The 13,291-nt window shown below is 34.7% G+C and carries 9 protein-coding genes; 2 read left to right on the top strand and 7 right to left on the bottom strand.

What is annotated here, in order from left to right; all coding sequences use genetic code 11:
• Positions 1–131 precede the first annotated feature (131 nt).
• Positions 132–278 carry a bacteriocin-like protein gene (locus QWZ06_RS19010; RefSeq protein WP_290300451.1) on the bottom strand — a complete coding sequence of 49 codons (147 nt, stop codon included), beginning with the start codon at positions 276–278 and terminating at the stop codon, positions 132–134.
• A 346-nt stretch (positions 279–624) separates the two neighbouring features.
• Complete coding sequence (locus tag QWZ06_RS19005; RefSeq protein WP_290300448.1) at positions 625–1,173, bottom strand: pyruvate decarboxylase; 549 nt, start codon at positions 1,171–1,173, stop codon at positions 625–627.
• A 173-nt stretch (positions 1,174–1,346) separates the two neighbouring features.
• Here QWZ06_RS19005 and rpsO point away from each other — a divergent pair, with 173 nt between their 5' ends.
• Positions 1,347–1,616 (top strand): 30S ribosomal protein S15, encoded by a 270-nt coding sequence (gene rpsO / locus QWZ06_RS19000; protein ID WP_045494446.1) that lies wholly within the window; start codon positions 1,347–1,349, stop codon positions 1,614–1,616.
• 90 nt (positions 1,617–1,706) lie between these two features.
• On the opposite strand, the gene QWZ06_RS18995 is transcribed toward rpsO, so the two are convergent.
• Positions 1,707–2,066 carry a DUF4260 domain-containing protein gene (locus QWZ06_RS18995; protein ID WP_290300439.1) on the bottom strand — a complete coding sequence of 120 codons (360 nt, stop codon included), beginning with the start codon at positions 2,064–2,066 and terminating at the stop codon, positions 1,707–1,709.
• Positions 2,067–2,528: 462 nt separating this feature from the next.
• Positions 2,529–3,941, bottom strand: coding sequence for a sugar MFS transporter (locus QWZ06_RS18990; protein ID WP_290300437.1), 1,413 nt, complete (start codon positions 3,939–3,941; stop codon positions 2,529–2,531).
• Between the two features lie 441 nt (positions 3,942–4,382).
• On the opposite strand from QWZ06_RS18990, the gene QWZ06_RS18985 reads away from it, so the two are divergent.
• Entirely contained in the window at positions 4,383–6,680 is a 2,298-nt protein-coding gene (locus QWZ06_RS18985; protein WP_290300435.1) for a polyribonucleotide nucleotidyltransferase, read from the top strand.
• 411 nt (positions 6,681–7,091) lie between these two features.
• Here QWZ06_RS18985 and QWZ06_RS18980 read toward each other — a convergent pair whose 3' ends face one another.
• From QWZ06_RS18980 to QWZ06_RS18970, 3 genes are all read right to left on the bottom strand, one after another.
• A complete protein-coding gene (locus tag QWZ06_RS18980) occupies positions 7,092–9,506 on the bottom strand; it encodes an outer membrane beta-barrel family protein (RefSeq protein WP_290300433.1) in 2,415 nt (804 codons plus the stop codon).
• Between the two features lie 5 nt (positions 9,507–9,511).
• The gene (locus QWZ06_RS18975; protein ID WP_290300432.1) at positions 9,512–9,952 is read right to left on the bottom strand and encodes a MarR family winged helix-turn-helix transcriptional regulator; all 441 of its coding nucleotides are present in this window, start codon (positions 9,950–9,952) and stop codon (positions 9,512–9,514) included.
• Positions 9,953–10,122: 170 nt separating this feature from the next.
• Positions 10,123–13,290, bottom strand: a complete 3,168-nt coding sequence (locus QWZ06_RS18970; protein ID WP_290300430.1) for an ABC transporter permease/M1 family aminopeptidase — start codon at positions 13,288–13,290, stop codon at positions 10,123–10,125.
• Position 13,291: the final 1 nt, after the last annotated feature.

Here is a 13,291-nt window from a genome sequence, read left to right as displayed (position 1 = left end):
TAGTAAATAATTTTTAATTATTCATTGAATTGTGAAAATAATAAATTGATAATCAGTTTATTGTGTATGTTTTCAATTTATATTACAAAAAAAGCATCTGCAAAAACAGATGCTAAATGTAGTTTTATTTTCTAATCTATTATAGGACACATATAGGGACTACAAACTCCATCACAACACCATCCTATTGAACATGGTCTTGTATTACTACATCTTGCAATAGCTCCTCCATTGATTTGCTTTGCTGCTTCTCTGTTGATTTTCTTTAAATTTTTCATATAATTTAGATTTTATTGTCAGACTAAAGTAGTAAATAATTTTTAATTATTCATCAATTGGTGAGAATATTTAACTGAAAATCAATGATGTGTAAATCTATTTGTGATTATGAATGAATTTTATAAAATCGAGAAGTGGGGAGTTTAGCAAAGATTGAATCCTTGCAGCTTAAAGGATATGGATGTGTAAGCATTGAATGTTTTTTGTGTTTTACAACAAAGACAACAAATGTACCTGAGATTTAAAATAAGAGAAAAAGAAAATCTATCAATCATTAATAATTGATTTGTAAGACAAAATTGACCATTCGTCAATAGCAGTATATATATCGTTGAACTTTAAACGCTACAATTCCGTATCTGTAGGTTTGAGCTTTCTTAGCTTTTTAATGATTCCTTTAATAGCTCCTTCCGTACCTATTTTTACGGAGTTTACGGTAGAACCAAGCAGGCGCATGTTTTTACGATAAGTATCATGATCCGTTTCTGTAACCAGATTTCCATCAGCTCCGAAAAGTTTCATGCTGACCACTACTTGGTTGGAGAAAACATACTTTCCAAAACCTACCTTAAAGTAACGTACTTTAGAAACAATGGCAAAATCAGCATCGTTATTGGAACAGTAGTCCACAATGGTCTGTTTGTCTATACTGTCGAAGGGAACCTGAACTTCTGCACGAAGTAATTTATTTTTTCTACTGCTGAAGTTATCGGAAACAACATCAAAGAATGCATTGTTGGTAGGCTCCTTTATTTCATCAATATCAGGCTCTACCTCGGGATTGAAGTATAGAACTTTTTTTATTTTATCATCAGCATTTCTTTGTGCTTTTACCGAAGTAAAACCGATGAATAAAAAAGTAGTAACTGCTGTAAAGAATATAAATTTTCTCATTTGTAATTCAAATGCAAAATTACTGCCTTTTCGTTAAATTGTGTAAAATTTATTAAGAAATTTTTAACATTTTTTTCTATCAAATTTGATTTATGAAATCAATAATGTTTGCAGATTCAAAAAATAGTCGTAATTTTGCACCCGTTACATAATAATCATTAAACAATATTGGAATGTACTTAACAACAGACAAAAAGCAGGAAATTTTCGCACAACACGGGAAATCTGCACAAGACACAGGAAGCGCAGAAGGACAAATCGCTCTTTTCACTTTCAGAATTAATCACTTATCTCAACACCTAAAGGCTAACCGTCACGATTTCAACACTGAGAGATCTCTAGTGAAATTGGTAGGTAAGAGAAAAAGTTTATTAGATTACCTTAAGAAAAAAGATATCGCAAGATATAGAGCAATTATTGCTGCATTAGGACTAAGAAAATAATCTATAAAGATTTTCAAAATAAAGCAACTTCGAAAGAGGTTGCTTTTTTTGTTGTAATATATCCTAGCCAAATACAAAACTTATTTTACATCACTCCACCTTTTTTCCAATCTTCCCCAAATGCGTGTTCTGAAAACTATCCGGATATTTCAATCCATATCCTAATATTCTATCAAAAGCTGAATGGGAGAATAAAATGGCTCCGATCATTTGTAAATAAGGTAGAGATAAGGTCATTCCGAGAATATATACAATAATGGCTACTCCAAGGTGATGAAATAAGTTATAACAAAACGCACCTACTTTATTATTGATGGTATAACCCAACATAGAAAGATCCGGAGCAAGAAATAAAGCGACAAACCACCACCAGGAATATCCTGTTTGGGTAAAAGCAAAAATTCCAAGGACTAAAAAGGCGACGTATTCAAGTTTTAATTGAGTTTTCATCAGGATTGAGAGTTTAAGTGTTCTGTAAGGTAAGTCGGGATTTTGAAAACAATGTTACATACTAAGAGTATTGAAAGGGAAAATATTGTTCTTAGTTACAAGCGTAATAGAATAAGGTTATTCGTGTATTCGTGACAAAAAATAAAACAGGACTCTTCCTGAAAAATCTTTGATTTTCTTGCGCCTTAAATTCGCTGCATAATATTTAAGACTCTTGCGTCTTTGTGTAATCCCAACAAACGCGAAGTCATTAAGATCTTTTGACAGTTTTTTTTTGTAGTGCACAAATATTTTATCTCAGATACAATTGATTATGGATATAAATTCTCTCTCAGATTTTGCAGATGGTGCAGATTTTATAATTACTTTTTTTTCACCATGTAGTCTCATAGGAAGATGCTGAAAAAACAGGCTGCTCCAAAAATGAAACAGCCTGTTTTTGATTTATATTTTTATATCGTATTAATGTCCTGATTTAGCTTCCGTACTTTCTACATGACCAAGATATTTCGTGCAGTACGCTCCGAAAATTAAAATGGCCAGATAGCAAAATACAGGAATAATAAATGAATGCTGTACTCCAAACTGATCGGCAAGATAGCCCTGGAAAATAGGAACAATAGCACCTCCCAAAATAGCCATAACAACTAAGGATGATCCCTGACTGGTATATTTTCCTAATCCTGAAATGGCCAAAGTATAAATGTTAGAGAACATGATTGAATTGAAAATCCCGATTCCTAACACACTGTACATTGCTATTTCTCCATGGTTAACCATTGTTGAAATCAATAAAATAACGTTAATGGCTGCAAAAATGGATAATGTTCTTGCCGGAGCGGCTTTACCCACAAAAAATGCTACGAAATTCAGCAAGATAAATACCAAGAAAAAGCTGATTTGGTCAAAAGTAAGGTTTACAATGCTGAAAATTACAAGGAAAACCAGCGCAGCAGCCCCTAGCATAAAAATTGCCTTTTTAGACTGGCTAATAGACTGGTTTAATGAAATTGCTCCTAAGAAACGCCCGATCATGGCACCTCCCCAGTATAAAGAAAGATAATTTTTACTGATTGCTTCATTGAATTTCATGGTTTCTTCAAGAAAGCTGATGATGAAACTTCCTACTGCAACCTCACCACCTACATAGCAAAACATGGCAAAAACTCCGAATTTTAGATGGCTGTACTTTAATGCTCCCCAACCCTGTACGGTTTCTTCGGTTTCTGTTTGAAATGAAGGTAGTTTTACTCTTGAAATTAATAATCCTACCAGGAGAAGAATCGCCGCAAAGATCAAATATGGGATTCTGGTGGCAACCGCACTGAAAGTTCCGTCCGGCTCAGAAAATAATTCAAAAATTAAATGTCCACCCAATACCGGTGCAATCGTTGTTCCGAATGCATTGAAAGCCTGGGTCATATTTAATCGGCTGGAAGCAGATTCTTCTGAACCCAGTAATGAAACATAAGCATTGGCCGTGATCTGTAATACCGTAAAGCCTAGTCCTAAAATAAATAAAGCTCCCAGGAATAAAGGATAGTAAGAGAATGTTGCTGCCGGATAGAAGAGGATGCAACCTAATGCGGCTAAACCGATTCCGAACAAAATTCCTTTTTTGTATCCTACTTTGTTGATAGGATCTCCTTTAGAAATGGAAATCAGAAAATAGATTAAAGATCCGATAAAGTAAGCTCCGAAGAAACAAAACTGTACCAGCATGGATTCAAAAAAGGTAAGCTTAAAAAGTTGTTTCAGATAGGGGATCAGGATATCATTCATGCAGGTGATAAATCCCCACATAAAAAATAGCAGGGTGATGGTAATCAATGGAACCGTATAATTCCTGCTTTTCGTTTGTACTTCTTTATTCATAAACATTTATTTATTGTGTCAGGAAAATATCTTCCTTGGCTTTTTGTCTACAGCATTGTATTTGGTGAAGTAGGGCAAATATAGGAATCACCCTATGATTTTGCAATTCTTTCAATAGTTTTTATAATGAAATGGATACATTTTATCTGATTAAAATGTTATTTTCATTTTTTGAGACAATAATACAAAAACACTAGGATCTTTCAATGCAATATTGTGAAAAATTGTATTTTATTTTTAGAAATAATAAGGGTGTTTGACTGATTAATGTTAATTTTTGAGACTTTCATAAAACTGATAGCCAAAATTTTGTATTTTGAGAACCTATTTATGCAATTGAAAAATTTAATATATCATTATTATATAGTACCTTTGCACACGAAATTTAAAGAGTTTAAATATTAATTCATACTCAATACGGAGTATTAAGAAGACAAATTTATGAGTATACCTCAAGCGTTTACAGAGCTGATTACTCTTGCTGATGGCAGAGAAATCACTATTGAAACAGGAAAGTTGGCTAAGCAGGCTGATGGATCTGTGGTAGTAAAAATGGGTGGAACAATGCTTTTAGCAACTGTTGTAGCCAATAAAGAAGCAAATCCTGGTGTAGATTTTTTACCATTAACAGTAGATTATAGAGAAAAATTCTATGCAGGTGGAAGAATTCCTGGAAACTTCTTCCGTAGAGAAGCAAGACCTTCAGATCAGGAAATTTTAACAATGCGTTTAGTAGACAGAGTACTACGTCCGCTTTTCCCTGAAGATTTCCACGCTGAAGTTCAGGTGATGATTTCTCTAATTTCTTATGACGGAAAAACAATTCCTGATGATTTAGCTGGTTTAGCAGCTTCGGCAGCTATTGCTATTACCGATATTCCTTTCAACGGACCTATGTCTGAAGTAAGAGTGGTAAGATTTGACGGACAACTTTCTATCAACCCAAGTTATGAAGAATTGAAAAATTCTGAATTGGATATTATGGTTGGAGCTACTAAAGACTCCATCGTAATGGTAGAAGGAGAAATGAAAGAAATTTCTGAGCAGGAAATGTTAGAAGCTATTAATTTTGGTCATGCTGAAATTAAAAAGCAAATTGAAGCTCAGGAGAGACTAGCAGAAAAAGTAGGTAAGGCTTTCCCTAAGAGAGAATATTCTCACGAAAATCACGACGAAGAAATTCGTGAAAAAGTTTGGAAAGAAACTTACGATAAAGTATATGAAGTAGCAAGAACTCCATCTGGTAAAGAAGAGAGAGGAGACAAATTCAAAGCAGTTCGTGAAGAATTCCTTGCTCAATATGCTGAAGATGCAGAAGAATTGGAAAGAGTAACTCCTTTCGTAAAAGTATATTATCATGATGTAGAAAAAGAAGCAATGCGTCAGATGATCCTTGAAGACAATATCCGTCTTGATGGTCGTGATCCTCAAACGATCCGTCCGATCTGGTCAGAAATTGACTACCTTCCGGGAGCTCACGGTTCTGCAGTGTTTACAAGAGGTGAAACTCAATCTTTAACAGCAGTAACTTTAGGTTCTGTAAAAGATGCAAACATGGTAGACAGCGTAATCACGCAACATGACGAAAAATTCTTCCTACATTATAACTTCCCTCCATTCTCAACAGGTGAAGCAAGACCTTTAAGAGGTACTTCAAGAAGAGAAGTAGGACATGGAAACCTTGCTCAAAGAGCATTACAGGCAGTTATTCCTGAAGAAAATCCATATACTATCAGAATTGTTTCTGATATCCTTGAATCAAACGGTTCGTCTTCAATGGCAACAGTTTGCGCAGGAACATTAGCATTAATGGATGCCGGAGTTAAGATTACAAAACCGGTTTCAGGTATTGCAATGGGATTGATCACCGATGCAAAATCTGGTAAATTCACTGTACTTTCTGATATCTTAGGAGATGAGGATCACCTTGGAGATATGGACTTCAAAGTAACAGGTACTGCAGATGGTATCACTGCTTGTCAGATGGATATCAAAATTCAGGGTCTTTCTATGGATATCATGGAAAAAGCTTTGATGCAGGCTAGAGACGGAAGATTACACATCTTAAATAAAATCACTGAAACTATTTCTGAGCCAAGAGCAGATGTGAAACCACACGCTCCGAAGATGGTAGTAATGGAGATCGCTAAAGACTTCATTGGTGCTGTAATCGGGCCTGGAGGAAAAATCATTCAGCAGATGCAGAAAGATACGGACACCGTTATTGCTATTGAAGAAATTGGTGAAATCGGACGTATCGAGATTGCAGGAACAGACAGAGAGAAAATCAATGCTGCTGTTGCAAGAATTAACGAAATTACTTTTGTACCGGTTGTAGGAGAGGTTTACAATGGAAAAGTTGTGAAAGTAATGGATTTCGGTGCTTTCGTTGCGATTGCTAAAGGAACAGAAGGACTTCTTCACATTTCTGAAATTGAATGGGCTCGTTTAGATAAAGTTCCTTATGCTGAAGGTGATGAAGTAGAAGTGAAATTTATGGGTTATGATGACCGTAAGAAAATGAAGCTTTCCCGTAAAGTTCTTTTACCAAGACCTCCAAGACCAGAAGGACAAGGTAGACCAGAAGGGCAAGGAAGACCAGAAGGCCAAAGAAGACCTGAAGGACAAGGTAGACCAGATGGACAAAGAAGACCGGAAGGGCAAAGAAGACCTGAAGGACAAGATAGACCACAAGCTGAAAAACCAGCTGAAGATCAAACTCCTTCTACAGAAGCTTAAGAATGATTCTTAAATATATAGAAATCCCTCAATTTTGAGGGATTTCTTGTTTTCAGATGGTTTATGTTTTTTTATACTTGCTGGAAAATGCAAAGCCGCAAAGTTTTTAAATAGAATGATGTTTTTAAGGCGCAAGAGAATCAAAGATTCTCAGCAAGGATGCTGTTTTATTTTGCCACGAATGCACAAATTATTTTTTACTTATAAACTGTATCTAAATAATTTATTCGTGCATTCGTGGCAAAATAAAATATAGATTTTGTACACACCTATCATCATCTGCGTCATCTGCAAAATCAGCAAGAGATCTACAACATTCAATTGTATCACAGCTAAAATCTTCGCCTTAAGAACATAGTAAAGTTATAAAATTCCTTACGCCTTAGCGTGTATCCAACAACTGAACAGAATTTAACTTCCCACTCTCTGTTTAAGATCATCAGCACCACCCGTTTTTCTCGGTTGTCCATTTTTTGAAGAACCAAAATTGTAAGTATAAGAAAGCGTTACTACCCGTGTGTCTCTTTTTACAGCAAAGTTTTCTAAATAATCATTATAAACGGTCTGTCCTTTTAGATTACTTGTAAAGAACATATCTGTGAAAGAGAGTTTCAGGGTACTGTTGTTTTTAAACTTCTTCTGGGCACCAACATTTAGATACCAATTGGGGCTTGCATTCAAATAGGCATATATTTCCCTTGCTTTATAGTTGGCTGTTAGTTCTGCGGTAAATCCGTTTCCTAATTTGAATGAATTGATATTGTTGATATTGAATGTGAAATTTCCTTTATTGTTGATCTGTGTTCCGGAGACATTTCCTGTGTAGGAACCGTAGTAGAAATTGGCACTGTTATTCATATCCCACCATTGAGTCACTTTTACAGGAGCAATGAGGTATAGGCCAAAATAAGATACGGAGTCTAGGTTTTCAATAGTTTGTACGGTTACTACTTGTCCGTTTTCGATTACAGGTTTAAGGATGTCTGTAATATTGTTGGATGTTTTGCTGTAGCTTAATGTAGCAAAATATTTATTGCTAAGGCTGTATGTCAGTTCGTAATTCATGGTGGTTTGTGCATTCAAGTCTGGATTTCCAGCCCTTAGAGTAGTGGGGTCAAGATAAAACTTAAATGGATTCAGCTGATTGTAGCTGGGTCTTGTAATTCTTCTGCTGAAATTGATTTCAAGATTACTTTTATCAGTCAGATCATAAGAAAAAACGGCACTTGGAAACAATTGTGTATAGTCTCTTTTGTTGATTTGATTGGTCGTAAGCTGTGTTCCTTTTACATTGGTGTTTTCCATTCTTAAACCAGCTGTAGCCTTAAATTTCTCCCATTTTTTAGAAACATTTCCATACACCGCATTGATATTTTCTTCATAAATAAAATGATTGGTTTTGGAAAGATCAGGGATCAATGTACCTGAATTGGCATTGAAAAATTTTAGATCATTATCTGTTTTTACAAAACTGGATTTAATTCCTGCTTCCAGTTTCCATTCGTTTTTAAAATTCTTGGTCAGATCTGATTTTAAGGAATAGATGTTTAGCTTCCCATCCATATCTCCCTTTATAATATCCAGACTATTGGTTCCGGTATCAATTTCATGGGTTCTGGTATCAAAGCTTTGTAACGAAGAATTTGCATAATGAATGTAATCAAAATCTGTAGAGATTTCTGAACCCAGAGAATCAATAGTATATTTATGGTTAAGATTGAATGAAAGATTAGTCCAGCGGTCATTGGAAGTATTTACGGTTGTAAATGTGCTTTCCGGAAGACGATTACTGCCTAATGTGAGGTTGGAATTATCCCCGTTAATATTGAACTTGTTCGAAACCAACCCTACAGAAAATCCCAGAACATTTTTATCATTCAGAAAATAATCCATTCCTGCTTTGACTACATGACTATTGAACTTGAATTTTAGATAGTTGTCCTGAATATAAGCTTTCTTGAAATTGTTGTTCTCATAGAAATTACGATCCAGTACCAAACCGTTATAAGCTTCTCTATAGGCAAAGCTGTAGTTTCCAAAAATATTGATTTTTTTATTTCTGTGATTGATGCTGAAGCTATTATTGTTTTTTACATATTTCCCTGTTCCCAAAGAAGTGGAAATACTTCCGTTTGTTCCTTTTCTCTGCTCCTTTTTAAGTTTAATATTAATAATAGAAGAACCTGCTGCATCATATTTTGATGATGGGTTGGTAATGAATTCTATTTTATCAATTGTTGATGAAGGAATTCCTTTAAGATAATTGGCCAGATCACTTCCGGTCATGGGTGTATTTTTACCATCAATCTGAATCAGGAGATTTCCCTTTCCACGGAGGCTGATATTATCATTATTGTCAATACTGATTCCTGGTGCTTTCTCTAAAACTTCAAAGGCAGAATTTCCTGTGCTGGCAATGCTGTTTTCTACATTCATGATCATTTTTCCATCCTGTCTTTCGATCATGGGTTTGGATTTGGTAATCGTTACCCCTTCAATGGATTTTATGTTAAGATCAATAGAAGGAAGAATCTTATTGTCAGACAATGAAATAGGATCAGAATGATATACCTCAGATCCGTTTCTGTTGATTTTTAGATGGTAGGTTCCGCCTTTAAGATCGCTGAACCCGAATTTTCCCTTGGGATCTGCTATCTCTGTCTTAATCAATTTATGATCAGCGCCCAAAAGATTGATCTCCATTTGTTCCGCTTTGTCGGATTGAATGCTTCCTGATAAGGAAAAACTCTGCATAGTCTGCGCTGATAGAAAGCTGGTGAAAAGCATCAGTATCCAGAGTAAAATGAGTGAAAATATTCTGGTCATAGTGTTTATGTTTTAGAAGTTAGACAGTTTTCTGAAATTTTCAGTAAAGCTGAATACATCATTTCTAGTTCTTCCTTTGAAACCCCTTTTAAAGCAATCTCACGGTTGTTTTCAACAATATTCTGAACCTTTTTGATCACCTTCTTTCCGGAATCTGTTACTTCCAGATTGGTTTTTCTGCGGTCATCAGGATGAATATGTCTTATGATATATTCGGATTTTACCATTAAATCAATAATTCTCGTCACAGACGCATTGTCCTTAAAAACAAGATCACCAATTTCATTCTGGGTAATTCCCGGGTTTTCCAGAATAGCTTTGATGATAAGCCACTGATCAATGGTTATGGTAAAACCATTAGCTTTCAGTTGACGTTGTGCATAGTTTCTATAGGCTCTGATGGCTTTGTCTATATTGTAGAATATGATTGAATTTAATTTTTCCATATTTTGATATTAAAATGATTTATCAATTATTGATATATCAATTAATTTGTTGAGGCAATATTTATTTTGTTACAACTCCCTGAAAAATAATTTTATTAAAAATGCCAAATCTGAGATTGGATTTGGCATTTTTACTTTCATAGAAGCATTTTACATTAAATTATTGATGATCATTTATTTTTAAATAACTGATCGATTTGTAGTTTTTTATCAGATGGGGTGACCTTATAAAATTCGTTGAGCAGATCCATTGAAGTGGGTTTTTTAGGATATGGATTATGATACAGAAAATTCTTTAATGCAGTATTTACTTTATCTTCACCAAGAATCTCACTTAATTGCACCATAGCCACAGCTCCTTTAGAATAAGAAATATGAGGAACATCTCCTGTCGCTCTGTAGATAGGAAGATCTTCAGAAAGCCCTTTTTCATTATCATAAATTTGCTGGTGTACTTGTAGCCTTTCTTTCATTTTTACATTTCCATGCATCTGCTTGTAGAGCATCATTTCCGTATACATGGCCAGCGTTTCTGTAAGCATTACCGAACCTTCTCTATAATCAGGATCTATTTGGCTGTTTCCCCACCATAGATGGGAAAGCTCGTGTCCGGCCAGTTCATTGATAACATCCTGTTTTTGATCAGCATGAATATTGGCATGAAAAACCATATCTTCAGGCATGAAGATGGCAGAAGGATAAGCTGTAGCCGCAAAGCCTTTGGTAAAAGAGGATATTTCGGTGAAATTGATGCTTTTAAAGGGATATCGCCCATAATTTCGCTGGCAGTAATCCAAAGTAAGCTGAGCATTTTTAAGGAGATGATCTACATTTTCAAAATGACTTTTATGATAGAATACATTTACATTAATTCCTTTATAACGGATACTTTTTACCTCATATTCAGCGGAAGAAACAGCAAAACGGAAAGGAATATTTTCTGCTTTATATTGGAAGTAATTCCGGCCTGAGCTTTTCCATTTTTTGACAAGATCTCCGGTTCCTATAGCAGTTTGATTCTGTTGAGTTGAAATAATCATATCCAGATTAATAAAATCTTTTTTCAATACCTCAGGAGCTTCAGGTCTTTTCAGCGCATCTCGTTTTCCAAGTTGATATTGATTTCGAGTATGCTGATCCTGAATTTCATCATCTTTTTGATAGCCAATGGTAGGATAGTACCTGCTAATTCTCATGAATGAACCATTTTGTATAATAGCATTGAAAGACTGATGGCCATTGACGGGATACCATTGATAAGATATTTTAAAATGTAAAACAGCAGTATCATTGGGTTGTAAAGCATTTTTTAATGAAACTTCAGGCGTATTGTGATTGAGACGGATTATTTCAGTCTCAGTTTTAAAAATAGCAGATTCCAATTTCAGGTCAGGATGGAAATTGATTAGGATTTTATGGATGGATTTTTCAGTTTGATTTTTCAGGATATAAGTCCCGATGATCACATAGGAATTTTCAATGGGGTTCAATTGTATTTCTGTCTTAACATCTGTAATGTCAGGCTGCGGGATGTTTTCATACTTTAGAAAATATTTTTCATATTGAACAGAATTTAGAATTTCTGTTTCATGATCTTTAGAAACATAACCTGTTATAAAGTGACTGCCGGCTGTGGTTCCGAAAATGAGTAAAATAATAGAGAATATAGAGATTGTAAGGCTGAATTTTTTATGCTTTACCCATTCATTAATTGTCCATAAAAAAGCTATTATTCCAGTTCCAAATAAAAGCCTTTCTCCAATAGCTTTTGTATAACTTCCATACCCGTTAAAATCACTGTAGCTGCCTTTAAAATCTGAGAATATTCTAAGAAGAGGGTAAGAAAGAGTCTTACTTGAAACCGGGCTCGCAAGGATGAGAACAGCAAAAACAGAGAGTCCGAGTGCCACAAATTTATGAGGGAGTCTGTCATTGATCAGTAAAATAAAACCAGAAAATAAGAGCAAAGGAAATGTATTGAAAAGAAAAACTGCGAGATAGGCATTCCAATCAATATGAAAGTAATGATAGGCAGCCTGAAAAATAATTCCTTCAAGAATTAAAATCCCTGTAAAGAAAAATAAGAGAATACTGATGGAGAGAAAATGTCCGGCTAATTTATTTTTGGAAAAAGAAGTACTATTCTCAATGAGAAAAAAGCCCGATGAACGGGATCTCCAATACAAATCATTGAGAAAATAAGCGACAATAAATAAGCCTAACAAGTGAAAATTTTCTGAAATGGTGGTAGCCATAAGTCCCGAACTGGCATATTTTTGAGGAATACGAATTCCTTTTTCAATTTCAGCATACATTTCCATTCCTACAGAAAATATGAGGAGTATGGAAACGGCAGGAACAGTAATACTTTTGAATAAATAAATGGAATCAATTTTTGCAAAGGATAGTATTGATTGTACTAAAGATGATCTTCCATAATCAGGTAGTACGGCAGCATATTCAGATTTGAAAGCCCTTGGCTGATCGTCGGTTTTTAAAGGTGCCTTTTTTAGTTTTTGTCCTGAAATATTAGAAAAGGAAAATTGTTTCAGACAAAGAATCCAAAATCCAGCTGATAAGATCAGATAAAAGACTCGGTTCAATAGCAAATAGCCTGTAAAAGAGGTAATATGTGTATTTTTCTGTGTTGCAGTTAATAGTCTGGATTGCTGAAAAAAAGAAGATAATCCGAAAGGATCGACTATGGCTGAAAATTGCTGAGCTTCTAATGATTGTGGCAGACTTCCTGCCATAAAGGGAGAATTGGAAAACAGTAAAATAATCATATAGAAAACATAAAGCATCAACCCGCCTACTACCACTAAAAGTTTTTTTCTGATAACCATTGAAAGCAGAAAAAGAAAACTACAGACTAAAAGGCTATTGACCAGTCCAAAAATCAGTAAAGGGTAGAGGTAATACTCCAAGTTGAAATCAGGCTGCATTTCACTTCCTGAACGAACGTTTTGGCCGACTATAAATCCGAGTATTAAAAAAGAAAAACTTAAAAAGGTTTGTGAAAAATAGATCAGGAATTTACCCTTTAGATAAGTCTCTTTGGAAAGCGGATATGAAAACAACATGATATCAAACTTTGAATCTCGCTCTTTAAATAAAATTTGTAAAGCAAAAATTGTTGCTAAAAATATGATAGAAAGGCTTAGCATGCCAATCATAAACCCAATCGTATAAGGTGAATTTAGATAGATTCCTTCTCCTACAGAAAGGTTGAATTGGTTGCCACAAAAAATACCTGAAAATATCAGAATTATGGCAATAAGATAGGTAAGCCAATGCTTTGTGTTGCGTTGGATTTCAAAGGATAGTAGGGCATTCATG

Origin of the sequence: Chryseobacterium tructae (genome assembly GCF_030409875.1) — a bacterium.
Lineage (GTDB): Bacteria > Bacteroidota > Bacteroidia > Flavobacteriales > Weeksellaceae > Chryseobacterium > Chryseobacterium tructae.
Note: the sequence above shows the minus strand (reverse complement) of the source record. Positions and strands in the feature narration are given on the sequence as shown.

Coding starts and splice junctions, on each gene's coding strand:
- QWZ06_RS19010 (WP_290300451.1), bottom strand. CDS start 278: ATGAAAAATTTAAAGAAAATCAACAGAGAAGCAGCAAAGCAAATCAAT.
- QWZ06_RS19005 (WP_290300448.1), bottom strand. CDS start 1,173: ATGAGAAAATTTATATTCTTTACAGCAGTTACTACTTTTTTATTCATC.
- rpsO (WP_045494446.1), top strand. CDS start 1,347: ATGTACTTAACAACAGACAAAAAGCAGGAAATTTTCGCACAACACGGG.
- QWZ06_RS18995 (WP_290300439.1), bottom strand. CDS start 2,066: ATGAAAACTCAATTAAAACTTGAATACGTCGCCTTTTTAGTCCTTGGA.
- QWZ06_RS18990 (WP_290300437.1), bottom strand. CDS start 3,941: ATGAATAAAGAAGTACAAACGAAAAGCAGGAATTATACGGTTCCATTG.
- QWZ06_RS18985 (WP_290300435.1), top strand. CDS start 4,383: ATGAGTATACCTCAAGCGTTTACAGAGCTGATTACTCTTGCTGATGGC.
- QWZ06_RS18980 (WP_290300433.1), bottom strand. CDS start 9,506: ATGACCAGAATATTTTCACTCATTTTACTCTGGATACTGATGCTTTTC.
- QWZ06_RS18975 (WP_290300432.1), bottom strand. CDS start 9,952: ATGGAAAAATTAAATTCAATCATATTCTACAATATAGACAAAGCCATC.
- QWZ06_RS18970 (WP_290300430.1), bottom strand. CDS start 13,290: ATGAATGCCCTACTATCCTTTGAAATCCAACGCAACACAAAGCATTGG.